24 protein-coding genes and 1 tRNA gene are annotated in these 24,519 nt (G+C 48.5%); 7 read left to right on the top strand and 18 right to left on the bottom strand.

What is annotated here, in order from left to right:
- Nucleotides 1-30 precede the first annotated feature (30 nt).
- Both HAL07_RS00295 and gap read right to left on the bottom strand, forming a co-directional pair.
- The gene (locus tag HAL07_RS00295) at nt 31-1,251 is read right to left on the bottom strand and encodes a phosphoglycerate kinase (protein ID WP_053941189.1); all 1,221 of its coding nucleotides are present in this window, start codon (nt 1,249-1,251) and stop codon (nt 31-33) included.
- A gap of 1 nt (nt 1,252) precedes the next feature.
- On the bottom strand, nt 1,253-2,242 hold the full coding sequence (gene gap, locus HAL07_RS00290) for a type I glyceraldehyde-3-phosphate dehydrogenase (RefSeq protein WP_053944728.1): 990 nt from the start codon (nt 2,240-2,242) through the stop codon (nt 1,253-1,255).
- Between the two features lie 183 nt (nt 2,243-2,425).
- On the opposite strand from gap, the gene HAL07_RS00285 reads away from it, so the two are divergent.
- The 6 genes from HAL07_RS00285 (at nt 2,426) to HAL07_RS00260 (ending at nt 8,620) form a co-directional block, all read left to right on the top strand.
- Nucleotides 2,426-2,746: an HU family DNA-binding protein gene (locus tag HAL07_RS00285; protein WP_053941187.1), complete on the top strand. Its 321-nt coding sequence runs from the start codon at nt 2,426-2,428 to the stop codon at nt 2,744-2,746.
- A gap of 68 nt (nt 2,747-2,814) precedes the next feature.
- Nucleotides 2,815-2,891: transfer RNA gene (locus HAL07_RS00280), tRNA-Arg, on the top strand.
- Between the two features lie 24 nt (nt 2,892-2,915).
- The gene (locus HAL07_RS00275; RefSeq protein ID WP_370695947.1) at nt 2,916-4,289 is read left to right on the top strand and encodes a TolC family protein; all 1,374 of its coding nucleotides are present in this window, start codon (nt 2,916-2,918) and stop codon (nt 4,287-4,289) included.
- 9 nt (nt 4,290-4,298) lie between these two features.
- Complete coding sequence (locus HAL07_RS00270; protein ID WP_053944727.1) at nt 4,299-4,994, top strand: efflux RND transporter periplasmic adaptor subunit; 696 nt, start codon at nt 4,299-4,301, stop codon at nt 4,992-4,994.
- Between the two features lie 9 nt (nt 4,995-5,003).
- On the top strand, nt 5,004-8,054 hold the full coding sequence (locus HAL07_RS00265) for an efflux RND transporter permease subunit (protein ID WP_053944726.1): 3,051 nt from the start codon (nt 5,004-5,006) through the stop codon (nt 8,052-8,054).
- Nucleotides 8,051-8,620 (top strand): outer membrane beta-barrel protein, encoded by a 570-nt coding sequence (locus HAL07_RS00260; RefSeq protein WP_053944725.1) that lies wholly within the window; start codon nt 8,051-8,053, stop codon nt 8,618-8,620. The genes HAL07_RS00265 and HAL07_RS00260 overlap by 4 nt, the downstream gene beginning before the upstream one ends.
- Here the strand turns inward: HAL07_RS00260 and HAL07_RS00255 are convergent.
- From HAL07_RS00255 to HAL07_RS00230, 6 genes are read right to left on the bottom strand one after another with little or no spacing between them, the layout of a single operon-like run.
- Nucleotides 8,617-9,195 (bottom strand): aminodeoxychorismate/anthranilate synthase component II, encoded by a 579-nt coding sequence (locus tag HAL07_RS00255; RefSeq protein ID WP_053941183.1) that lies wholly within the window; start codon nt 9,193-9,195, stop codon nt 8,617-8,619. The genes HAL07_RS00260 and HAL07_RS00255 overlap by 4 nt on opposite strands.
- Nucleotides 9,192-10,691, bottom strand: coding sequence for an anthranilate synthase component I (gene trpE / locus HAL07_RS00250; protein WP_053944724.1), 1,500 nt, complete (start codon nt 10,689-10,691; stop codon nt 9,192-9,194). The genes HAL07_RS00255 and trpE overlap by 4 nt, the downstream gene beginning before the upstream one ends.
- The gene (ppa, locus tag HAL07_RS00245) at nt 10,685-11,212 is read right to left on the bottom strand and encodes an inorganic diphosphatase (protein WP_053941181.1); all 528 of its coding nucleotides are present in this window, start codon (nt 11,210-11,212) and stop codon (nt 10,685-10,687) included. Before ppa ends, trpE begins: the two co-directional genes overlap by 7 nt.
- Complete coding sequence (locus HAL07_RS00240; RefSeq protein ID WP_053941180.1) at nt 11,193-11,792, bottom strand: adenylate kinase; 600 nt, start codon at nt 11,790-11,792, stop codon at nt 11,193-11,195. Before HAL07_RS00240 ends, ppa begins: the two co-directional genes overlap by 20 nt.
- A gap of 13 nt (nt 11,793-11,805) precedes the next feature.
- Complete coding sequence (gene aspS, locus HAL07_RS00235; protein WP_202903467.1) at nt 11,806-13,548, bottom strand: aspartate--tRNA ligase; 1,743 nt, start codon at nt 13,546-13,548, stop codon at nt 11,806-11,808.
- A gap of 11 nt (nt 13,549-13,559) precedes the next feature.
- Nucleotides 13,560-14,510 (bottom strand): chemotaxis protein, encoded by a 951-nt coding sequence (locus HAL07_RS00230; RefSeq protein WP_053944722.1) that lies wholly within the window; start codon nt 14,508-14,510, stop codon nt 13,560-13,562.
- A gap of 70 nt (nt 14,511-14,580) precedes the next feature.
- Here HAL07_RS00230 and ligA point away from each other — a divergent pair, with 70 nt between their 5' ends.
- On the top strand, nt 14,581-16,815 hold the full coding sequence (ligA, locus tag HAL07_RS00225) for an NAD-dependent DNA ligase LigA (RefSeq protein ID WP_053944721.1): 2,235 nt from the start codon (nt 14,581-14,583) through the stop codon (nt 16,813-16,815).
- Between the two features lie 15 nt (nt 16,816-16,830).
- Here ligA and HAL07_RS00220 read toward each other — a convergent pair whose 3' ends face one another.
- From HAL07_RS00220 to atpG, 10 genes are all read right to left on the bottom strand, one after another.
- On the bottom strand, nt 16,831-17,325 hold the full coding sequence (locus HAL07_RS00220; RefSeq protein WP_082346455.1) for an FKBP-type peptidyl-prolyl cis-trans isomerase: 495 nt from the start codon (nt 17,323-17,325) through the stop codon (nt 16,831-16,833).
- 27 nt (nt 17,326-17,352) lie between these two features.
- Nucleotides 17,353-18,294, bottom strand: a complete 942-nt coding sequence (locus HAL07_RS00215; protein ID WP_053944720.1) for a hypothetical protein — start codon at nt 18,292-18,294, stop codon at nt 17,353-17,355.
- Nucleotides 18,294-18,842, bottom strand: coding sequence for an OmpA family protein (locus HAL07_RS00210; RefSeq protein WP_053944719.1), 549 nt, complete (start codon nt 18,840-18,842; stop codon nt 18,294-18,296). The genes HAL07_RS00215 and HAL07_RS00210 overlap by 1 nt, the downstream gene beginning before the upstream one ends.
- 101 nt (nt 18,843-18,943) lie before the next feature.
- Complete coding sequence (gene tolB, locus HAL07_RS00205) at nt 18,944-20,158, bottom strand: Tol-Pal system protein TolB (RefSeq protein ID WP_053941897.1); 1,215 nt, start codon at nt 20,156-20,158, stop codon at nt 18,944-18,946.
- On the bottom strand, nt 20,158-20,844 hold the full coding sequence (locus HAL07_RS00200; RefSeq protein ID WP_053941896.1) for a TonB C-terminal domain-containing protein: 687 nt from the start codon (nt 20,842-20,844) through the stop codon (nt 20,158-20,160). The genes tolB and HAL07_RS00200 overlap by 1 nt, the downstream gene beginning before the upstream one ends.
- Complete coding sequence (locus HAL07_RS00195; protein ID WP_053944718.1) at nt 20,844-21,242, bottom strand: biopolymer transporter ExbD; 399 nt, start codon at nt 21,240-21,242, stop codon at nt 20,844-20,846. Before HAL07_RS00195 ends, HAL07_RS00200 begins: the two co-directional genes overlap by 1 nt.
- The gene (locus HAL07_RS00190; RefSeq protein ID WP_053944717.1) at nt 21,232-21,804 is read right to left on the bottom strand and encodes a MotA/TolQ/ExbB proton channel family protein; all 573 of its coding nucleotides are present in this window, start codon (nt 21,802-21,804) and stop codon (nt 21,232-21,234) included. The genes HAL07_RS00195 and HAL07_RS00190 overlap by 11 nt, the downstream gene beginning before the upstream one ends.
- A gap of 2 nt (nt 21,805-21,806) precedes the next feature.
- Nucleotides 21,807-22,169 (bottom strand): ATP synthase F1 subunit epsilon, encoded by a 363-nt coding sequence (atpC, locus tag HAL07_RS00185; protein WP_053941893.1) that lies wholly within the window; start codon nt 22,167-22,169, stop codon nt 21,807-21,809.
- Between the two features lie 9 nt (nt 22,170-22,178).
- Nucleotides 22,179-23,600, bottom strand: coding sequence for a F0F1 ATP synthase subunit beta (gene atpD, locus HAL07_RS00180; RefSeq protein ID WP_053944716.1), 1,422 nt, complete (start codon nt 23,598-23,600; stop codon nt 22,179-22,181).
- Nucleotides 23,601-23,609: 9 nt separating this feature from the next.
- The gene (atpG, locus tag HAL07_RS00175) at nt 23,610-24,512 is read right to left on the bottom strand and encodes an ATP synthase F1 subunit gamma (RefSeq protein WP_053944715.1); all 903 of its coding nucleotides are present in this window, start codon (nt 24,510-24,512) and stop codon (nt 23,610-23,612) included.
- Nucleotides 24,513-24,519 lie beyond the last annotated feature (7 nt).

The following is a 24,519-nucleotide window of genomic DNA, read 5'->3' as shown; positions in this document are numbered from 1 at the left end:
TGTAACCCGATGGGCATGGTTCGCTTGCTGTCATGGGCGGCGATCCAAGACTTCAAAAGCGACTAGAATTTTGCCCTCCAAAAGCTCCAAGCTCGCCCCCCCGCCCGTAGAAATGAAGCTGACACTATCCTTATAGCCCGCCCTTGTCAAAACATCGATGGTGTCCCCCCCGCCGATGAGCGAAAAGGCATAGGTGTTAGAAATGCTGTGTGCGATTTGGCTAGAGCCACGGCTAAATAAAGGCACTTCATACACCCCAAGCGGCCCGTTCCAAATGATCGTTTGGCTGCTTTGGATCACCAAAGAAAAGAGCTTAGAAGTGGCAGGGCCAATATCCACCGCCATGTAATTTAGCGGGATGTCTTGGGCGGGGGTGATTTGGACTTGATCGGTGTGCTCTAAATGCGGGCTGCTCACCACATCTACGGGCAAATACACATGCACGCCCTTTTGTTTAGCTTTATTAAGAATTTCTAAAGCGTCTTGGATCAAGTCCTCTTCGACTAAGGAGGCTTGCATGTTATAGCCCAAAGCCTTTAAAAAAGTGTTGCTCATCGCCCCCCCGATGATGACCTTATCCACCCGCTCTAAAATGTTGCTAAGTAAAGTGAGCTTCGAGCTCACCTTAGACCCGCCCACGACCAACAACACAGGGCGCAAGGGGCTAGCCAGTGCCTTAGCAAAAGAGTTGATCTCTTTTTTAAGCAAAAAGCCAGCGACTTTCACGGGGACATAGGCGGCGATGCCATAGGTGCTGGCGTGCTTTCTATGACTCGTGCCAAAAGCGTCATTGACATACACATCGCACAAGTCGGCTAAACATTTGGCAAACTCGGGGTTGTTCTCTTTTTCGCCCTTGTAAAAGCGCAAATTCTCCACCAAGATGATAGGGTTTTCCTGGCTCTCTTGCAAATCCTTAGCCATTTGCGGGGAGCTGGCAAACAACACTTCTTTATTCAACAGCCTCTCTAGCCTTTTTAATAAATGCCTAAACGAGTGTTTCTCTTCTCTTTGCCCTTCTATTTGGGGTTGGGGACGGCCCAAATGCCCCACCAAGACCACAGACTTAGCCCCATTGTCGATGCAATAATTGATCGTGGGGATGCTCTCGCGCATGCGCGTGTCTTCGGTGATGTTAAAGTCTTTATCAAGGGGGACATTAAAATCCACACGGATCAAAACCCGTTTATTCTCTACGCTGATGTCTTGAATCCCTACGACTTCTTGCATGCGCTTGATCCCTGCTAGCATGTTAATCCTTTTGGCAAATGTAAGCGGCCATATCCACCAAGCGGTGGCTATAACCCATCTCGTTGTCATACCACGCTAAAACTTTGGCGTGGTGTTGGTCTAAAACCAAGCTTTGATCTTCAATGTAAATGGCACTAAAGGGCGATCCAATAAAATCGCTAGACACCCGTTTTTCTTGGTCGATGCCTAAAATTCCCCTTAACTCTGTTTGGCTGGCGTGCTTTATGTTGGCGTGCAAGGCTTCTAGGCTCAAAGGCCTTGCGGTCTCAAAACTCAAATCCACTAAACTCACATCGGGGGTGGGCACTCTTAGGGCTAAACCTGTGATTTTATGCGCTAAGTGGGGCAAAACTAAAGCAATGGCTTTATTCACCCCTGTGCTTGTGGGGATGATGTTGAGGGCAGCCGCGCGGGCACGGCGCAAGTCCTTATGCTTAGAGTCTAAAAGATTTTGATCATTGGTGTAGCTGTGAATCGTTGTCATTAAAGCGTGTTGCACACCAAAGTTTTCATCGAGCACCTTTAAAAGCGGGGCTAGGGCGTTGGTGGTGCAAGAGGCGTTGGAGATCACCGCCTCGCCCTTGTAGCTAGCGTGATTGACTCCATAGACAAAAGTCGGGGTGTTTTTAGCCGGAGCCGAGATCACCACCTTTTGCACGCTCCCCTTTATGTGCGCTTTGGCTAGACTCGCCTCGTTAAACTTGCCCGTGCATTCTAACACCACCTGCGCGGGGCTCAAATCCAACTTAACAGGGTCGCGCTCGCTAAGAACTTTAACTCTTGGGCTATGTCCGATGCGTAAATGTTCTTGGTCTAAAATTTCAATGGGTAAATCGTGCTTATGTAAAGAGTCATAGCGCAAGAGGTGCGCTAGGGCTTCAATCCCATAAGTGGCGTTGATGGCTACCAATTCTAAATCTTTTCTTGCCCCCACAACACGGCACGCACACAGCCCGATCCGCCCGGCTCCATTCACAGCGACACGCAACACAACCCCTTGATTTTAGAATGAGGGCTTATCATACAAGTAGCTAGCTTGCAAGGCTCTTAAGAGGGCATAAAATGGGAATTATTTGCAAATTTAAATGCAAAAATAGGGCACAGATTGTTGATTTTGTAGTATAATGACCGCCTTATGCGCCACATTTGGAGCAAAATTTGGAAAGGGTGCCTTATGAAAAAAGCGGAATTTGTCGAGTTGATGAAGGAAGAGGGGGGCTTTGAGAGCCGTAAAGATGCGGAGTTTGCTCTAGATGGTTTTGTCAAAGCCGTGCAAAAAGCTTTGGGTAAGCACGAAAGCGTGGAGCTTGTGGGCTTTGGTAAATTTGAGGTGGCGTTGCAAAAAGGCAAAAGCGGTAAAGTGCCCGGCAGCGATAAAACCTACGCGACAGAAGATAAAATGGTGCCTAAGTTTAAACCCGGCAAGGTTTTAAGGGATATGGTGGTGCAAGAAAAAAACAAAGGCAAAACCACTAAATCCAGCAAAAAGAAATAGACTGATTCTTTATCCTTAAAATGAGTTGTGCTGCGCAACTCAGACTCTTCGGGTTTTTGGTTTTTTGTGTCCTTGTAGCTCAGTTGGATAGAGCGCATGATTCCTAATCGTGAGGCCGTGGGTTCAAATCCCGCCAAGGACACCACGCTTTCTTAAGCTTTGGAGTTCAATGATGCGTTTATCAAAAAGGAAACGACTTTTTTTAGGCAGCTTAACAATTTTTTTTAATTTGGGTTTGCAGGCTTTAGAGTTACAAGAATACGCCCCCGCCCCCGCTGACGATGATTTTAGCCTGAGTTTAAAACGGCTGGAGCGGCTTGAAGACAAACAAGACACCACACAAGGGCACGCCCTCGGGTTAGCCGACTTGATTAGGAACGCCGACAACAACTACTCTTTGCAAGCCGCCCGTTTGCAAGTGGCACAGGCGCTCAAAAACCACAGCATCGCTAAGGCGAAGTTTTTACCCAGCATGAAGAGCAATTACACTTTCGATCGCCGGGACAGGGACACGCCTTTTTACCCCAACTACAACATGCAACTGCTCAACACCAATTTAAAGCTCAACCTCTTTAATGGCTTTAGCGACATCAACAATGTGCGCGAAAAGGCGGCAAGTTACCGCTCCAACAGCGCAAACATGGAATACACCAAGCAAAACATTTATTTGCAAGTGGTGCAGCAGTATTACCAGTACTTCAACAACATGGCGCAATTAGTCGCTTTGCAAAAGAAGCTGGCTGAACTACGCTCCAACATCAAGCGCATCCGCGACCTTTACAACGAAGGTTTGACCACGATTGATGACTTAGAGAGTGCAAAGGCCCAGGGGGCACTTAGTGAAAACGACATCACGGACATGCAATTTTCCATTGAGCAAAACCGCTTGACTTTGGAGTATTTGACCAACTCTAAAATCCCCTCTTTGCGTCGTACGACCATACTTCCGCCCACGCTGTCTTTAAAAGAGCGCGCGGACATTCGGGCGTTAAGAGAGCAGATCACAGCCATCCACTACCAAAATAAGCAACTCAACTTCTACCCCACGGTGGATATCAACGATGACTGGCAATACTACATCCAAAAACCCGCCTACGCGATGGGTAAAGACAACCGCTTTGGCAACCTCTATCCCGATCAACAAAACACCTTTGGGATCGCAGTGGGTTTAAACATTTTAGACGACATAGGCATTAATTTACAAAAGCAGTATTTGCGCCTAAACCAACTCTCCCAAGAAAAGACCTTAATGTATAAAAGAATGGAGCAAGAAAAAGACGAGCAACTTTACCGCAAGTCTTTAGACATGGCGCGGGCTAAAATCAAAAGCTCGGAAGCCAGCTTAAAGTCAGCGACCATCTCTTATGAGAGCATTAAGAGAAAATACGCCGCTAACTTAGTGGATTTCACCACTTATTTACGGGCCCTAAGAACCCGCTTTGACGCTGAAGTGGTCTATAACCAATCGCTCAACAACTACGAAATGCAAAAAGCCAACTACATTTTTTACAGCGGACACCATATTCAAGATTATGTACGCTAAAGGACAACAATGAAACATCTTTTATGCGCCCTGCTCTTTGTGGCGGGGCTGGGGGCTAAAGAAGTCTATGCAATCTTTAATGTCAAGGCTTTACAAGACGCGAATCTGACTTTAGACTCGGCCGGGATTGTGGATGCGATTTATGTAGATGTGGGCAGCAAGGTGAAAAAGGGAGAGGTTCTTTTGACCCTTTACAATAGAGATAAAAAATCACAGGTAGACTCCATCATCCAGCAATACGACTTCATGCGCAAGCAATACGAGCGTTATAGCAAAATCGGGCGCTCCATCGATAAAAACACGCTGGATAAATATTACTCGGATTATAAAAAATTAGAGTATGACCGCAATTACTCGCAGGCGGTGGTGGATAAAACCATTTTAAAAGCCCCCTTTGATGGCGTGATTGCCAGCAAGAATATTGAGCTGGGCGATGGGATGAGCGCGAACAGCACGATTTTATTTCGACTCGTGAGTAAGGGAAGAAAAATGGTGATCGAGTTTGACTCCAAATATCTACCCGATGTGAAAGTAGGCGATACCTTCGTTTACAGCATTGATGGCAAACCTGAGAAACAAAAAGTCAAAATCACCAAAATTTACCCCACCATTGATGAGAACACCCGTAAGGTGAGCGCAGAAGCCTTGCTGCCCGCTAATAGCCTTCTAGTCCCCGGTGTATTCGGGGATGGCTTTATCCAGTAGGGAGCTTTCGTGTATAAGTTTGCGATCCAAAGGCCCATCACGACTTTAATGTTTGCGTGCATGATCGTTTTCTTTGGGATGATGGCGCTGAAAAAAATCAGCGTGGCGCTTTTTCCTAACATTGACTTTCCCATTATTGTGGTCAAAACCAGCTACCCGGGAGCCAGTGCGGACATTGTAGAGAGCAAGGTTACGGACAAGATCGAAGAAGCCGTGATGAGTGTGGATGGGATCAAAAAAGTAACCTCCAACAGCGCACGCAATGTCAGCATTGTGGTGGTGGAGTTTGTGCTTGAAAAGCCCATCATGACCGCTTTAAACGACATCATCAATAAGGTGTCTTCGGTGAGCTTTAACGACCCCAACATCCGCCGCCCCTCCATCGACAAGGTGGATACCAGCGGGCAGGCGATCCTCTCCATCTTTCTTACCAGCAAAACCAAAACCCCAGCGGAATTAAACGACCACGCCAAAAACATCATTAAGCCCATGCTGCAAAAGGTGGAGGGTGTGGGTAATGTCCAGCTGCAGGGCTATGAAGAAAAGCAAATCCGCATTTACGCCGACCCAAGCTTGATGAATAAATACGGCCTCACCTACAACGACCTTTACAACACCCTTAAAACCCAAAACCTTGAAATGGACGGGGGCAAGATCATCAGCCCTAAGAAAAACTATGCGATCTTGGTGGACGGCAACAGCTACACGCTTAAAGAGCTGGGCGACATCCAAATCGGTAACCATGTCCGCCTAAGAGACATTGCCACGATTGAAAAGGGCATCGACCCAGACATCACTTATGCCAGCTATGGGCACGATCAGGGCATCGTTTTAGAAGTGCAAAAGATCGCCGGGGCTAATGAGATCAAAATTGTGGACGCGATCTATAAGGAATTAGATGCCATGCGCGCCGTGAGCCCGGGCTATGAGTTGCGCCCCTTTTTAGACACCACAGACTACACCCGCCACTCCATTAAAGATGTGCGTTTTGACTTGATCTTGGGGGGGATTTTGGCGGTGTCGGTCGTCTTTGTGTTTTTACGCAGTTTCTCCATCACCTTTGTGTCGGCGATGAGCATCCCCATCTCCATCATGGGGACTTTTGCGCTCATTAAGTGGATTGGCTTTTCTTTAAACATGATGACCATGGTGGCGCTCACGCTCTCCATTGGGATCATCATTGACGATGCGATCGTGGTGATCGAGAACATCCACAAAAAACTAGAAGCCGGGATGGACAAAAGAACGGCCAGTTACGAGGGCGTGCACGAAATCGCCTTTGCGATCATCGCCATTTCTGCCATGCTCTTGTCTGTGTTTATCCCCGTGGGCAACATGAGCGGGGTGGTGGGGCGGTGGTTTCAAAGCTTTGGGATCACCGTTGCCCTTGCCATCACGATCTCTTATTTTGTGGTCGTTACGGTGGTCCCTATGCTTAGCTCGCTCATCGTATCCCCCGAGCAATCCGCCCTTTACAAGCGCACCGAGCCCTTTTTTCAAAAAATGGAGAAATCTTACGCTAAATTGCTCGGCTGGCTTTTAAACCATAAACTGCTCGTGGGGCTGGTGGTGGCGGGCATTTTTGCCGCCTCTTTGCATGTGGCTGGCAAGCTGGGGATGGAGTTTTTGCTCAAAGAAGATCGGGGCAAGTTCTATGTCTATGTCAAGGCGCAAACCGACATCAGCTTGAAAGCGATGCTCGCCAAAATGAAGGCCTTACAGGCTGTGATTGACAAAGACCCCGATGTGGAATTTGACTCCATGCAAGTGGGTTATGGCAATATCCAAAGCACTTTTAAGGGCAAATTTTATGTCAAGCTGAAAGAAGACCATAAAAAGAACCAATTTGTCATCATGGAAGAGATGCGCCAAAAACTAAGAGCCATCCCCGAAGCTAAGGACCTGCAATCCATCAACCTCGCCGAAGTGCCTTTAGTGGGTGGGGGGGACAGCTCGGCGTTTCAGGTGTTCGTCTATGCCCCCACGCAAAAGCTCGTGGATGAGAGCGTGGCGAAGCTGCGACACTTCTTGCTTGAGAGCCCTGAGATGAAGGGCAAAGTTGCGGGCTACCACACCAACACCTCCGACTACCAAACGCAGTACCAACTACGCATTTTAAGGGCAGCCACAGTAAAATACGGGGTTACAGCACAGGACATCGCCAATGTGGTGAGCAACGCCTTTTCTGGGGAGAATCGGGTGAGCTACTTTAAGGAAGCTGGCAAAGAATACGACATCATCATTCGCGTTCCACCGGATAAAAAAATGTCTATAGATGACATCAAACGCCTACAGATCAAGAACAAAGACGGCAAGTTGATGTTTTTAGACGGCTTGATCGAAGTGGTTGAGCGCAAAGTGGCTTCCAACATCACCCGTTACAACCGCCAAAGAAGCGTAACGGTTTTAGCGCGTCCAGCTAAGGGAGCAAGTTTGGGCGAGCTTTTAAGCCAAGTAGAAAAACACAAGGATCAGTGGCTTGCCAAAGGGGCGGCTTTCCGCTTTACAGGCGAGTCGGACCGACTTAAAGAAAGCAACCAAGCCTTTGGCGTGGCGATCGTGACCGCCTTTATCCTCATTTACATGATCCTAGCCGCCCTTTACGAGTCGCTCTTAGAGCCTTTGATCATCATGGTGACCATGCCCTTAAGCTTCTCCGGGGCGTTCTTTGCTCTGGGGATGGTGCACCAATCCATGAGCTTGTTCTCTTTAATGGGGCTCATTTTGCTCATCGGCATGGTGGGTAAGAACGCCACGCTCATCATCGACATCGCCAACGACAGGCGTAAAGAAGGGCACGACATCGAAGAGGCCATCGTACTAGCGGGCGAATCGCGCCTGCGCCCCATTTTAATGACGACCATTGCGATGGTGTGTGGCATGTTGCCCTTAGCCATCGCCGTGGGGCAGGGCTCGGCGATGAAATCGCCCATCGGCATTGCCATGAGTGGGGGGTTAATGGTTTCAATGGCGTTGAGTTTGTTGGTCGTGCCGATTTTTTATCGCTTGCTCGCCCCCCTTGATGACAAGCTTAAAAAATTCTATCAGAGCAGTAAATGAAAAAATGGGCTTTAGGGGTTTTAGGGCTGGTGAGTTTTGCTTTAGGGCAACAGCAGGCGTTGCCCAAGAGTCAAATTTTTATTGGGGTTACCACGGGCTTTTCCACTTTTAATGTCGTTAAACAGCCCTACAACAACGCCTTTTTGTGGGGGCTTAAGGCGGGTTATCAGTACAATCTGAATCGCTTCGTGTCCTTGCGCGGGCAAATGGACTACATTCAGACCCTAAAACCCACCGCCTTTAACACCGATGTGTATTCGTTTTTTAACATACACATGGACATGGTGAATGACTTTTACCGCAGAAAAAAGTTTAATTTTGGCACTTTTGTGGGTTTGGGCTTTGGCTACTTCCAAAGCGCGATGAGCTTGCATAGTTCTGTCGATCATCTCTCCTTTATGGGCTATAACGGGGTGCTCGACATTGGCGTTGGGGGCACCATCGCGCAAAAGCAAAGGGTGGAACTGGGGATCAAAATCCCCTTTGGACAAATCCAATCCACCCGTCCAAAACCCCTTGCGATGGATTTTTATTATTGGCTCGTGTCTTACGCCTATTTATTCTAGCTTTGTATAAACTCTAGACTTTGTTGTAAAAGTTGCGCCCCTTTAAGCGTTAAAATGCTCTCGGGGTGGAATTGATAGGCTAGGGCTTTGTCTTGTGCGTGATAAATCCCCATCACAATATTTTCACAATGGGCGATGACTTGCAAACAATCGGGCAAATTGCACGCCACTAAGGAGTGGTAACGCCCCACTTGTAAAGAATTGCCAAGCCCTTTAAACGCCTCAAAGGGCTCTAAAGTGATGTGCGAGCTTTTGCCATGTACAATGCGAGGGCTTTTAACAATTTGCGCCCCATAGCTTTGCGCCAAGGCTTGCAAGCCCAAGCACACCCCCAAAATGGGGTATTTTCCCTTTACGGCTTTAATCATCTCTAAAAGTTGCCCTGAGTGCGTGGGATCGCCCGGCCCCGGAGAGATGAACAATAAAGGTTTTTCACCCTCAACTTGCATGCGCTCAAGCAAAAGGGGGGCGGGGGTGGTGTTGCGCAGCACCAAGACTGTATGCCCTAAGCCCTCTAAATCATAAACAAGGTTGTAGGTGAAAGAGTCGAAGTTGTCGATAAAATAGATTTTCATGTGTGGGTCTTTAAAATGGCCGAGAGCACGGCTTGAGATTTCGCTTTGGTTTCGGCAATCTCTGCCCCAATGACGCTATCAAGCACAATGCCCGCCCCCGTTTGCACCACAGCCCGCCCCTCTTGCACGAAAGCCGAGCGGATGATGATGCAACTATCCATCGAGCCATCGGCGCATAAATAGCCCATCGAGCCCCCATAAGACCCCCGCCTTTTGCCCTCCAAAGTGGCAATGAGTTTTAAGGCAGCGATTTTGGGCGCACCGCTTAAAGTCCCCGCATTCATAAAGCTCTGGTAAGCGTGCAAAGCATCTAAGCCCTCTTTGAGCTCCCCTTGCACGGCCGAGGTTAAATGCATCACATGGGCGTATTTTTCGACTTTCAGCAACTTAGAGACCGCACGGCTTAAGGGTTTAGCCACTCTGGCAATGTCGTTGCGGGCTAAATCCACTAACATGATGTGCTCTGCCCGCTCTTTGGGGTCATTTTGTAGGTCCAGTTCTAGGCGATTGTCTAAATCTAGGTTGATTGTGCCATCGGGGTTTTTACCCCTAGGGCGCGTGCCGGCAATGGGGTAAATTTGGGCCAAATTTGTGCTTGCTTCGTATTTTAGCGCACTCTCAGGGCTGGCCCCAAAGAGCGTAAAATCCTCTGTTTGCATGTAAAACATGTAAGGGCTAGGGTTTTGGTCTTTTAAATAGTGGTAAGCGCTCAAAGGCTCTCTACACTCTAAATAAAAGCTCCTTGAGGGCACGGCTTGGAAAATCTCGCCCTTTTGGATTTGCTCTTGCAAAGCCAGCACGATTTTGGCAAAGTCCTCATCACTGCAATTTGTGCCTAAATCGCTGTTTTGCGGGCTCATCTTTGGGCTAAAGGGGGGGGGCGTGAGTGCGGCTAGGCTGTTGATCTCGGCTTGGATTTGTGCTTGTAAAGTGGGCTCAAAACAAGAACCAAAAATCTGCGTGCTCTTAGCTTGGTGGTCGATTAAAATTAAATTTTGTGCCACTAAAAAGATAAAATCGGGAGCGGTGTTGTCCTTTGCCTCTAGGTGTGGCAAGTCCTCAAACGCCCCAACAAACTCAAAGCCAAAATACCCCCCACAAAACAGCCCAAAAGCGGGTGTGTTAGGGGTATCCACGCTTTTAAACACCGCCCTTAAAGCATCTAGCGGGCTGGCCTTTTTAAGCTTGCTAAATTCATCGCTTAGACTCGTGTCTTTGACATAGTGCTTTGTTAAAACCCCTTGCTTGGGCTCTAGGCCTAAAACTTGGGCCATTTTGTCTAAAAGGGCCTGCCCATTGGCATTTAAAGCCTCTAGGCGCACCTGTGCATTTTGGCAAACAAGCCGCAAACACGCCTTGGCTAGAATGATGGATTTGGTGTGTTTTTTATTCTCCACCTGCGCGCTCTCTAATAAGAGCGTGTTAGCCCCCTGCACTTGGGCATAAAGGGCGAGCGGGTGGGGGATATAGGGGGCGCTTGTGTGTAGGCTTAACATGCCTTGCTGTTGTAGCTGGCTAGGGCTTTTTTAAAGATTTCTTCTGCCTGTGCTTTGTCGCCAAAGTCTTTGACTTTCACCCATTTTTCAGGCTCTAGGTCTTTGTAAGTTTCAAAAAAGTGTTTGATTTTTTCTAGCACAATGGGGGGCAAGTCGTGCAGATCTTTAATGTTGTCATAGCGCGGATCTATTTTGCTAAGAGGCAGGGCCAATAACTTCTCATCCAATCCGCCCTCATCCTCCATCACAAGCACCCCGATCAAGCGGCATTTAATGACACTGCCCGGCAACAAAGGGTCTTCGTTCAACACTAAAATGTCTGCGGGGTCGCCATCCTCGCTTAAAGTGTGGGGTACAAACCCGTAATTAGCCGGATAGACCATAGAGGGGTACATGATGCGATCGACCACAACCGCCCCGCTGTTCTTATCCACTTCGTATTTCACTTTAGACTGGTAGGGGATTTCAATCACGGCGTTTAAAGCCTCAGCCTCGCCCGCTTTAATTTTTGACAAGTCCATTTTTATCCTTTATGTGGGTTTTAATGTAGGCTTCAATGTCGGCAACAATGGCTTCAATGCTCCTTTCACCATTGATTTGTTGATGCACTTCTAGGGCTTTGTAAAACTCTACAATGCTCTCTAGGGGTTTTAAATACACTTGCATGCGGTTGTTAAAGACCTCGATGTTGTCATCATCTCCCCTTGAGCGGCCCAGCACCCTTTCGCGCGCCACAACCTCGCTCACATGCACTTCTACAACCCCCTTTAATTTCACCTCCTCTTGGGCTTTTAGCACCCGATCTAAAGCGTTCATCTGCTCCACACTGCGCGGATAGCCATCGATGATGATCACCTCTTTAGGGGCGTTTTTAATCGCCGTGATGATCGTGTCTATGACGATTTCTAAGGGCACTAACTCCCCTTTGCTGGTGAAACTGGCGATGAGCTGCCCCCTCTCGCTTTGTTTGGCAATCTCGGCCCTTAATAAATCCCCCGTGGAGTAATGCACCATACAATCGCTGTTGCGTTCGGCAATGAGTTGCGCGTCCGTGGTCTTGCCACTGCCCGGGGCCCCGATGATTAAAAATAACGCTTTCATGTCTGTCCTTTGATTAGTGTTTGGGATTTCTCAAGCGGATGTGCAATTCTCTTAGTTGCTCCTCACTAGCGGGGCTGGGGGCTTTACTTAAAAGGCAGGTCGCCTTTTGTGTTTTTGGAAAGGCGATCACATCGCGGATGCTGGGGGCTTTGGCTAAGAGCATGATGAGGCGATCAAAGCCCATAGCAAAACCTCCATGGGGAGGGGCACCATAGCGCAAAGCCTCGAGTAAAAAGCCAAATTTCTCTTGCGCCTCTTGCGCCCCAATCCCCAGAATTTCAAAGACTTTTTTTTGTATTTCTTCTTTGTGGATACGCAAACTCCCCCCTCCAAGCTCCACGCCGTTTAGCACAATGTCATAGGCGATCGATTGCGCTTCTTCAGGGTCGGCGCTGTCGATCTCTTTTGGCATCGTAAAGGGGTGGTGCATGGCGCTAAGTTTGCCCTCCACCCTCTCAAACATGGGAAAATCCACGACCCATAAAAAGTCAAAGGCATCGGGGTCAATTAAATTTAAATCATGCCCGAGTTTCAAGCGCAAGCGCCCCATATAATCTAAAACGATCGCCTTTTCACCCGCCCCAAAAAAGAGCAAATCCCCCTCTTTTGCGCCCGTGCGCTCTAGGAGTTCTTTTAAGGCGCTGGGCTCTAAAAACTTCACCAAAGGCCCCTTGGGCCCCTCTGCCTTCATTTGGATATAGGCCAAGCCCTTTGCCCCAAATTGGCGCACAAAAGCCTCCAGCTCGGCCAAATCTTTACGGCTTAAAAGCGTGTCGCCTTTTTCGACTTTGAGCGCCTTAAAGCGGTTGTGCTTGGGGTCACTGGCGATGGTTTTAAAAATCTCATTGCTAGAGTTGATGAACAAATCCCCCACTTCCACAAGGGGCATGTTAAAGCGCAAGTCCGGCTTGTCGCTGCCATAGCTCTCTGTGGCTTCTTTGTAGGTCATGTGCTTAAAAGGGGGGTTAATGTCAATGTCCATCGCTTTAAAGACGGCTTTTAGCAAGGTTTCGGCAACCTCCATGATGTCCTCTTGCGTACAAAAACTCATCTCCACATCGATTTGGGTAAATTCGGGCTGGCGGTCGGCGCGCAAATCCTCATCTCTAAAGCATTTAACAATCTGATAATAGCGATCCATCCCCGCCACCATAAGGATTTGTTTAAAAATTTGGGGGCTTTGGGGCAGGGCGAAAAACTGCCCATCGTGGATTCGGCTAGGGATTAAAAAGTCGCGTGCCCCCTCGGGCGTGGTTTTAGAGAGCATAGGCGTTTCAATCTCTAAAAAGTCTAGGCCATCTAAACAATCACGCACCGCCTTAGCGACTTTACTGCGCATTTTAAAAATGGCGTAAGACTTAGGCGCGCGCAAGTCTAAGAAGCGGTATTGCAAGCGCAAATCCTCATTCACGCTTGGATCGCCAATGGCAATGGGCGGGGTTAGGCTCTTGTTCTCAAGACGCAAATCCTCCAGCACCACTTCAATCGCCCCTGTGGCAAGTTTGGGGTTTTCTAGCCCCTCGCCTCTAGGGCGCACCACGCCCTCAATGATGAGCACATCCTCGTGCCTGATCAAAGCCGCTTGCGCGTAAGCCTTAGAAGTGGGGTCGCACACAAGCTGTATTAGCCCGCTTTTGTCGCGTAAATCGATGAAGATGACTCCTCCGTGATCGCGGTAGTTGTGGCACCATCCGCAGAGTTTCACCCGCTTTTTTACATCACACAGCCCGACCTCAGCACATAATTGTGTCCTCAACATATTTGCCCTTATTGTCTTAAATATTCTTGTAAAAGCTCTTGGATCTCATGGGGGTGCGACTTGATCACAAACCCATCGGCGTGCAGCGAATCGGCTAATTGCTTGTTCGACTCGCTGCTCATGGACGAATTGACAATCACGGGTAAATGTTTGGTCCTTGCATCCGCTTTAATGCGCTTTAACACTTCAAAGCCAGACACAACAGGCATTTCTAAATCCGTGATCACCGCTCCAACCTTGTCGATCATGTTTTCTGTAAAAAGCCGTTTCAACAAAGCATCCCCGTTGGGAAAAGCTTCGTATTTGAGCTTTAAACCTTCAATAATGCGCTCTAAATTGTGCATTGCCACTTGGGAGTCTTCAGCAATGAAGATCAATTTATCGCTCCTAATGGCATCCACAAATTGCTCTTTGAGTTGGTCCAACTCTTGCATGGTGGGGAAAGCTTCTACGAGCATGCGCTCCACATCTAGAATTTGGATCACCCTACTTTGTTCAAACCTTGTGATGGCACTCACCTTGCCCCCCGTGTTAAAACCCTGCTTATCGCCCACACTGATCTCCCCCCAACTCTTATGCACGATCCGCTTAATGGCAAAAATCCTAAGTCCCACGACACAGCCGGAAAACTCGCACACAATGACTAAGTTTTGATCGCTCTTGATAGACGCTTCGCTCAAATCCTTGTTAGGGTTGTTGGGATCAAAGTAGAGCCAACGATTCACATCGATTAAGGGGACAGACTCGCCCCTGATGGTCAGAAAGCCTAGCATGATGCTCTCATTGCCCCCCACCGTCTCAGTCACATCGCCTTCGTAGTGGATGATCTCGCGGATTTTAAAGATATTGATGCCATACAATTCGGCATCGTTGTTTTCATCGCTGCTCAAAGTGAAACACAAAAACTGCGCCTCGTTGTTGAGGTGTAAGGAAATGGTGCTGTCAATGTCGCTAATCAATCACGCCCCTTATCTTAAGCTCATTTAATCTAAAATCCGCACAAAACCCCATTATAGCAAAGACTGGCTAATGATCCAAACTTTACAAGACTACCACCGCTTGGTTGAAAAACTTTGCACTTTAGCCCACCATTACTATGTGTTGGCTAGCCCCCTAGTGAGCGATGAGATTTACGATCAACTCTACCGCGAAGCCCTAGCCTATGAAGAGGCGCACCCCGCCGACATTTTAGCCCACTCGCCCACCCAACGCGTGGGCGGCGAAGTTGTGCCCTTTTTGCCCAAACAAGAGCATAAGGTGCGTATGTGGAGCTTAGACAATGTCTTTAATTTCAAAGAGTTGCAAGAGTGGCTCAAACGCCTAAGCGACTTTGCCAAAGCCCCTCTAGAGTCCTTCATCTGCTCACCCAAACTAGACGGGGCATCGCTCAATCTCTACTACGAAAACGGGCAATTAGTGAGCGCGAGCATGCGCGGCAATGGCGTGGTGGGCGAGCTCGTTACCCACAACGCCAAAACGATCCGCTCCATCCCCTTAAAAATCCCCTACACCAAGCCCATTGAAATTAGGGGCGAAGTGGTCTTATTAAAAGAAGACTTTAAAGCCTTAAACGCCCAAAGACTGGCGCAAAATTTAGCCCCCTTTGCCAACGCTCGCAATGCCAGCGTAGGCAGCTTGCGCCAGCTAAACTCCAGTGTAACCGCCCAAAGAAAGCTCACCTTTTATCCATGGGGGCTGGGGCTTTGTCCGCGCGCATTTAACAGCTTGCAAAAAGCCATGCAAGAGGTGCAAGAGTGGGGGTTTTTAAGTTTAAATTTTGTGGCGTGCAGCAGTGCTGAAGAGATACAAAACACTTTTGAGTCTTTTTGTGCTAGCCGTGCTAGTGCTCCCTATGAGGCCGATGGCATGGTTGCCATGCTCGACAATCTAGCCTTACAAAATGCGCTGGGTTTTACCATTAAAGCCCCCCGTTTTGCGATTGCCTATAAATTCGCCACTGCCGAAAAATGCACCAAACTTTTAAAGGTCATCAACCAAGTGGGGCGCAGCGGGGCAATCACCCCCGTGGGCGTTTTAGAGCCCGTGTCCGTGCAAGGAGCGTTGGTGTCTCGTGCCACCCTAGACAATTACACCCAAATACAGCAACAAGACCTACAGATCAACGACATTGTGGTTGTGGTGCGCAGTGGCGATGTGATTCCTAAAATTTTACGCGCCTTAAAAGAGTTGAGAGACCACACCCAAAAGAAAATCACCCCCCCCACCCATTGCCCCAGCTGTGCCACCGCCTTGCAAGCCCAAGCTTTAAATGTCTGCCCCGCCTGCAATTTAGCCTTGCTTCTTAAGAACAAGCCCAACTTTTGCCCTAAATGTGTGCGCTTCTTTCAAAAGCCCACCCACTGCCCCGCCTGTGCCTCCCCCTTAAGCTCCCAACAGCAAAAATGCCCCAAGTGCGCTTATAAGGTCGGTTTGCCGCGTGCGTGTTTGGAGTGTGGGGGAGATTTAATTTACCAAGAGTTTTGTTACCGCTGTAACTTAGACTTAAGAGAGCGCGCAAGGGGGTTGGTCTGCCCCAACACAAGTTGCCCGGCGCGGGTGCAAGAGGGCATTGTGTATTTTGCATCTAAGCAAGGACTAGAGATTAAAGGGCTGGGTGATAAAGTCGTGGCACAACTCTTGCGAGTGGAGCTAATCAAGGGCGTGGCGGATTTATACACTTTAAAAAAGCAAGACTTATTGACCCTAGAGGGCTGGCAAGAAAAAAGGGCGGATAATTTGATAAGGGCCATTGAAAACACCAAGCACGCCCCCCTTTGGCGCTTTCTCTGTGCGCTAGGCATCGAGCATGTCGGCAAGGGGGCGAGCCAAGTTTTATCTAACGCCTTTGGTCTGCAAGTCTTTAACGCCACACAAGCGCAAATCACCAAGCTTAAGGGCTTTGGGAGCGTGGAGGGGCAAAGCAAAATCGCCAGCTCTTTTGTGGGCTACTTGCAAGAAAATAAAACCCTCATTGAAACGCTTTTAGGCCACATCGCGCCCACTGCGCCTCACATTAAAGAGCCAAGCGTAGGCGGGTTTTTTGCGGGTAAAAATGTGGTGCTGACAGGGGCTTTAAGCCAACCAAGAGCCAGGATTTGCACGCAATTAGAACAGCAAGGCGCGCACATACAAACGAGCGTAAACAAACAAACAGATTACTTAATTTGCGGCGAAAACCCCGGCTCAAAGCTAGAGAAAGCCAAGAGCCAAGGGGTGCAAATTTTAGATGAAAAGGCGCTTTTCAAGCACCTTAAAAACGCCTAGCAGGCTTTAAGCGGCTTAGTGCGCGCAACCGCACCCGCCCCCGCAACATTTTTTCGCGTGGGCTTGGCCTTTGAGCACTTCTTGCTCGGAAGCTTCTCTAAGCCCTAAGAGCGTGAATTGAAAACTCAATTCTTTGCCCGCTAAGGGGTGGTTGTAGTCAATCATCACCATGCGCTCGCTAAAGTCTTTTACGCTCACTTGCACGCTCTCTTGGTTTTCGCCCTGCCCAAATAAGGTCATGCCCTTTTTAAGCTCAATGCCTTCAAATTGGTCTCTGGGTACTTCTTGTAGATAGTCGGTGCGGTACTCGCCATAGGCATCTTGGGGGGGGATGATGATGTTTAGGGTTTGGCCTACTTGTGCCTGTTGTACCGCCTTTTCAAGCCCGACAATCACCTGACCTGCTCCCATTAAAAACTCTAGGGGCTTTTGGCCTATATTGGAGTCTAAGACTTCTTGGGTGGCGTGATCGCGCACTTCATATTCAATGATCGCAACTTGGTTTTGCATGTTTGTCCTTTCTAGTGGGTTGGGGGGTTATTTTAGCGTTTTTTTGGGCTTTTGCTCCAAAAGATTTTTAGCCTTTTTGCCTTGTTCGCTCTCAGGGTAGAGGTTAGCGACTGATTGCAAGAATTTTTTATAATTTGGCACATCTTTGAGGTGCTTAAATGCCAGTGCAGTGTGGTAGAGCAAAGTGGGCATGTAACTTGCCTTGTCGTCTAACATGGCGCTTTTTTTAAAGGAGGCGATGGCGGGTTGGTAGGCTTTATTAAAGTAGGCCGACTCGCCTGCCATGTAGTTGGTGTAAGCGGGCTTAAAAGGCAGGCTAGCTAGCCACACAAAGCGGGCTTGGGCTTCTTTATAGCGTTTTTGCTTAAAGAGCGTGTGCGCCTCTTGTTCTGTGGCTTGCTTTTGCGTCGGGTCTTTGCTAAAGCTGGCTTCTTTCTTGGCTTGCAGCATTTGGGCTTGTAGGGCGGCGAGCTCTCTTAGTTTTTGGTTGTTGGCGTTGGCTTGGGTGTCTATGGATTTTTGAAGATTTTGTAGTTTAGCGGCAAAGTCGGTACGCATGTTTTCTAATAACTTTTGGGTTTCAGTGCTCTTTTTCTCAAAGTTGGCCAAAGACTCTTGGTTAGTTTGGATTTGGGCTTTTAGCGTGTCGATGAGCGCGGCTTGTTGTTTGATTAAATCCGCCTGCATCTCTTGGGTGTTTTTTAAGGCTTTGAGGTTGTCGCCGTGGGTGGCTAGAGTGTCTGTGGCTTCTTTAAGTTTTAGCCCCTGCCCCTCCACGAGGCTTTTTAACCCCTCTTGCCCTTGCAATAGGCTGTCTGTCTGCCCTTTGAGTGTGGCTAAGATGTCACCTAGATTCTTATTGCTGTTCTTTAAGGTTTTTAATTCTTGCTTGGTCGCCCCACTTTGTAGCTCAAAGGCCGAGGGCTCGGCGCACAAGAGCCCGCCTAAGAGCAAACCTAAAAGACGCACTAATCCACGACCTTAATATCCACACGGCGGTTTTTGCGGTAGCACTCTTTGGTTTTTTCTTGACAAATGGGTTTGGTTTCCCCAAAACTCACCACTTTAATGTCGTCTGCACTAATGCCCTTAACAGTTAAAACATCTTTCACACTAAGGCCGCGTTTGTTGCCGAGCGCAAAATTGTATTCACCTGTGCCAAATTCATCGGTGTTGCCCTCTAAAAGCACTTTCATGCCATACTCTTGCACTTTCTTGGCGGCTTCATCGATTGCGCTTTGCATGTCTTCACGCACATTGTATTTATCAAAGTCAAAATACACCTGCCCAACAATCGTGCCGCTCTCTACATGGGGTTTTGGTTTTTCTACGGGCTTGGTTTGGACCTCTTCTTTGGGCACGGTGTGCTCCTCAGGTTTGGGCGCAGGCTCGGGGGCTGCTTGCTGGGCTTGGGGGGCTGGTTTTGGCTCTGGAGCTGCTTCATCTTGGTGGCTACCCGCACACCCTGTTATCAACGCACATGCCAAAACAGCACCGGCTAAAAACCACTTATTCATAAAACTCCTTCGTGTTAGATAGAATAAACAAAACAAAGCTCGATTATACACCCAAGTCTTTTAATAAGACTTAAATGCCTCTTTTAACGAGACTTAAACGGCTACCAATCGAAGGATTGGATATTGATATTTTCTAGGGGAAACAAGTAACTTTGGTTGTTTTCTAGCAAAATCACGCCCAAAGCGTTTTGTGCGGCCGCCCTTTTTAAAAACATCACCGCTTTGCCGTCCTTAGAAAATCTAGGCATTTGATTCACTCCGCTGGCGGTTAAACGGCGGACATAGTCGCCCTTAAGGTTGATCAGATACAAATTAAAGGGGCTTTGCCCGTTCGCATCCCTCTCTTCGCGACTCACATAGACCAAGTAATCCCCAAAAGAGGCGACCGAGTCGTTGTTTCTGGAGTAAAAGACCACTTGCTCTACGGGCGCGTCTAGCTTAAGTTTTTTCAAGTAGATATTAGGATAACCCGAGCGATCTGAGACAAAGACCATCGCCTTTTCATCTTCAACAAAGTTACCCAAGACATCGATCCCGCTGTAAGAAGTGAGTTGCTTTAATTCTTTCTCTTGGGTGTTATAAAGGTAGATGTCGGTTTGTCCTTTGGGGGCTAAAGAGAGCAATAATTTACGTCCATCTGCACTCACGCTAGACACGGCCGCCATGCCCTGACTTTGCGTGATCACCGCGCTTTCCCCTGTGCGGACATTGTATTTAATGATGGTGGGTTGGCGCAAATATTGGGTGTAGTAAATCGCACTCTGCTGGGCATCGGCCCATTTGGGGAAAACATTTAGTAGGTTATTTTTAATGATCTCCTGCTGGTAGGTTAGGGTGTAATCGGCAACCACGATGCTTGTCACCCCGGGGGATAAGAATTTAGAAAAGACCACCATGCGTGCCATCCAATCAATGGGGGCCGCCTTAGTTAAACGATTCGCGTCTATGGCAATTTTATGCGCGATGAAGGGGTAAAGCTCTTTGGTGTTGAATTGGTAGTCTTTATTGCTCTGCACTTCTTTGGTGTTGGCGTTGTAAAGCTGGGCGTTGATGATGCTAGGCTGGCTCTTTTGTAATTGAACCACAAGTTGCGCCCCCTGCGCGTTGGGCACATTGGCCCCCAAAGCGTCAAAATGCCCACTCACCTTTAAATCCGCCACCAATAAATCCGCGATCTTTTTTAAATAGGGGTCGGTGCCTGTATAAGTTACAAGGACTTTAGGCAACTTCTCAATGGTTTTGACAATGTCTAGGGTCGCATCCGCTGCCCTTAAAAGCCCTAAGCTTAAGGCTAAAAAAAGCCACACAATCCGCATCATTCGTCCTTTGTTTTAAAATTAACTTTTAAAGTGATGGCGCGCCCCTGTGGATATGGGGGGAATTTTTGCTGTTGCAGGCGCAACAATAGGCTTTCTATTTGTTGGTTATATTCTCTAAAGGGGGAGAAATCCACCACGCTAAAGCGCATCTGCCCGCTGGGGTAAATGGTGATGAGCGCGCCCACCAAGGCTTTTTGGTCAAAATTTAACTTCCACTGGGAGTATAAAATTTGATAAATGGCGGCAAACCACGCTTTGTCCTGCGCTAAGGTGTTTTTCTCCTCTTTGGGGATTTGCACCTCCATTTTTTTGGCTTGTAAGGATTTAAGACCATTGCCCAGCTCTGCTAGGCTATCTTGCAAATCTTTAAAAGCATGCGCGTCTAGCTTGTTAAACTGGATATTGCGCAACAACTCTCGGGCTTTTTGTAAGTCTTTAGCCTCTTGTGGGTTGGTTTCAGGGGCTTGTTTGTCAGGGATGGCGCTAAACATGTCTTTGACTCCTAGCCCACTTTCAAAGGGGTTAAGGTTTGAGGGGGGCGGATTGTCGATCAAATCCACCTCTATGGGGGGGATGGCTAGGGGAGGGATGTTTTCAGCGGGTTTAAAGAGCAACAAACTTAAAAGCAAGCCATAGCACACAAGGGCGAGCAAGCCCGAGCCAAAGAAAAGACCTGTTTGCATTAGGCGCTGGTGACTAGAGAAACCTTGTAAAACCCCGCTTCTCTAATGCCCTTGAGAAGATAAATGATTTTGTCATAAGTCAAGCGTTTGTCTGCCCGCACATGCACGGCCATGCTCTTGTCAAGCTCTCTAGCCAACGCGTGAAAAGAGTCGGCAAAATTGGCGAGTGAATAAGTGTACTCATTGACATAAATTTTGCCCGTTACATCCATACGCACTTCTAAAAATTGACTCTTGGGCGCACGGGCACTTTTAGAGCCGTGCGGGAGTTGGATATTTTCTTTATAGGTGATGGTGGGCGTGGTGACCATCAAGATCGCCAAGAGCACCAACATAATATCCACTAAGGGGGTGATGTTGAGTTCGGGTTTGTCGGCATCCCAAACTTCAAAATCCATCATTCTCCCTTGCCATTAAAAAATCGATTTGCATTTGGGCGTAAGTGGAGAGGTCATAGACCTTACGCTTTAAGATCAAAAAGAAAGAGTAGGCGGGGATGGCGGTTAAAATCCCCCCTGCTGTGGCGACCAAAGCTTTAGAAATCACGGGGGCGATCACATCAAAGCTCACTTGTCCGCCCGCGCCTAAGTGCCCAAAGGTCTCTAAAATCTCCACCACCGTGCCAAAGAGCCCCACAAAGGGAGCGGTGCTAGCGATGATGCTTAAGATCACAAGTCCGGTGGTGTTTTCCTTCAAAAGTTGGTTCTTCCACATGGCAAGCCACTCTTTTGTGGGCTTTTCTGGAGCCCCTTGCAAGGACATGCCTTTTAAGCGTAAATCCTTGCGCGCGCCTGCCATGATCGCCTCCAACGCTTGCTGTTCTTTTAAGACACTGCCCTTAATGCAGATGTATTTATAAAAGAAGACCCAAAGGGTCAAAATTAAATACAAAGAGAGCAAGCCGAGCACAAACAAGGGGATAAACCCACTTGTCGCCAAGAAGTTTTGGATCGCCGCCACGGCTACCTCAAACCATGCGCTTCAATGCGCGCGATTACGCTAGAGATGGCAAGGCGATCTGAGCTGGCATCTTCTAAAAGTTTTTTAGCCGCATACACGGTGTCGTCGCCCTTAATGAACACGGCCCCATCGGCCAAAATATCCACGCTGTTGCTGCGCACCTCCACATAGCCCCAACTGATGGCAATCAGGCTCACTTGCCCCTCTCTTATGATCTCAATCACCCCACTTTTAAGCAGGGAAACCATATTGCTATGCCCCTTTAACACCCCAAATTCCCCCTCGGCTCCGGGCAAGGTGACCCGATCCACTTGCCCCGAAAAGATCAAGCCCTGCGGGACAACAATGCTCACTGCTAAATCCATTTGCAATCCTTAAGACGCGTTTTTCTTGCCCTCAGTTTTCATTTTCTCGTATTTTTCCACGACCTCTTGGATGTTGCCGACCATATAAAAAGCGTTTTCGGGGATTTCGTCATATTTGCCCTCTAAAATCCCAGCAAAGCCTTCTAAGGTTTCTTTAAGGGTAACATACTTGCCCGGGCTGCCGGTGAAAACCTCTGCCACAAAGAAGGGTTGGGATAGGAACTTTTCTACTTTACGGGCGCGCTCTACGATTTTTTTATCTTCCTCAGAGAGCTCGTCCATCCCTAAAATCGCGATGATGTCTTGCAAGTCTTTATATTTTTGCAAAATTTGTTGAATCCCGGTCGCCACGCGGTAGTGTTCATCCCCGATCACTTGTGGGTCTAGAATGCGCGAAGTCGAGTCGAGCGGATCGACTGCGGGGTAAATCCCCTTTTCGGCAATTTTGCGGTTCAACACTGTGGTCGCGTCCAAGTGGGCGAACACAGAAGCGGGGGCGGGGTCGGTGAGGTCGTCTGCGGGCACATACACGGCTTGCACGGAGGTGATAGAGCCGTTTTTTGTAGAAGTGATGCGCTCTTGCAACTTGCCCATTTCGCTCGCCAAAGTGGGCTGGTAACCCACGGCTGAGGGGATACGCCCCAAAAGCGCGGACATTTCCGCCCCCGATTGGGCGTATCTAAAGATATTGTCGATGAACATGAGAATGTCCAAGCCCTTTTCGTCCCTAAAATACTCTGCCATGGTAAGCCCTGTAAAGGCGATGCGGTTTCTTGCCCCCGGGGGCTCGTTCATTTGCCCATAACATAGGGCGACTTTATCCAAAACGCCCCCCTCTTTCATTTCGTGATAAAGGTCATTACCCTCTCTAGTGCGCTCGCCCACACCGGCAAAGACAGAGTAACCGCTGTGCTTGTAAGCCACATTGTGGATAAGCTCCATGATGATCACGGTTTTACCCACACCCGCACCCCCAAAGAGCCCGACTTTACCGCCCTTAGAATAGGGGGCGAGTAAATCCACGACTTTAATCCCCGTTTCAAACATTTCGGTCTTGGTGCTTTGTTGCTCGAAGGCGGGAGCGTGGCGATGGATGGGCCATTTTTGGGTGTTTTCCTCTAGGGGGGGTTGGTTGTCGATGGGCTCGCCGATCACATTGAAAATGCGCCCCAGCACGCCCTCACCTACGGGCACTTCGATCATGTTGCCCCGCGCCACGACCTTTTGCCCTCTGGTTAAGCCCTCTGTCATGTCCATTGCAATGGTGCGGACCCGGTTGTCGCCCAAATGCGCGGCGACTTCGAGCACAAGGTGCTTTTCCTCCCCGTCAAAGTCATAACGCACATCTAGGGCTTCGTAAATGGCGGGCAAGTAGTCTTTAAAATCCACATCCACCACAGGCCCCATGACCTGAATGATTTTACCTTCCATAATTCTCCTTTATTTGATCGCTTCCACGCCAGCGTTGATCTCCACAAGCTCGGTGGTGATCGCCTCTTGGCGGGCCTTGTTGTAAGAAATGGTGAGACTGCGCACCAAATCCGCCGCGTTGTTCGTGGCGGTGTCCATCGCTTGCATCCGCGCGCTGTGCTCGGCGGCAAGCGAGTCGAGCAGGGCGTAATACATGTTAAAGTGTATGAATTTGCGTGCCAAAGAGTCTAAAATTACGCCCTCTTCATCGTCTGGCTCAACCATGATCCCCTCGCTCTCTGTTTGGACCTCTTTAAGCTGGGCGCTAAAATCTATGGGCAAGATGGTTTGTACTTTGATCTCTTGGGAGATCATGTTTTTAAAGCCATTATGCACGATGATCACGCTGTCGGTCAAGCCGTCTAAATAGTCTTGCACCGCTCTATCAATAAAAGCGGTGGCTTTATCAGCGTCTGGCGATGAGCTTAGATCAATGGCCTTGTCTAAAAGATCGACTCCATTGTAGGTGAAATAGGCGATGCCCTTTTTGCCCACACCTCTTAAACGCACCTTGACATTCTTAGTTTTGTAGCGGTTGATGAGGCGCACCACCTCTTTAATGGTGGTGGTGTTAAACCCCCCACAAAGCCCCTTGTCCGCCGTAACAAAGATGATGTCGATCTTTTGCACTTCGGGCTGTTCGAGCTTTAAGAAATACTGACTCTCAATGCTCTTAAGCCCCCTTGTTTTGATTTTGGCGCAAATGTCGGCAAAGACTTCGTTGAGCTTGGTCGCAAAAACCTTTGAGCGGCGTGCTACTTCTTCAGTTTTTTTGAGCTTAGACGTGGAGACGAGCTTCATAGCCCTAGTGGTTTTTTGCGTGTTTTTGACACTGGCGATTTTCTTTCTAATGTCCTTTAAATTGCCGCCCATGCCCTGC

Origin of the sequence: Helicobacter ailurogastricus (assembly GCF_001282945.1) — a bacterium.
Lineage (GTDB): Bacteria > Campylobacterota > Campylobacteria > Campylobacterales > Helicobacteraceae > Helicobacter > Helicobacter ailurogastricus.
Note: the sequence above shows the minus strand (reverse complement) of the source record. Positions and strands in the feature narration are given on the sequence as shown.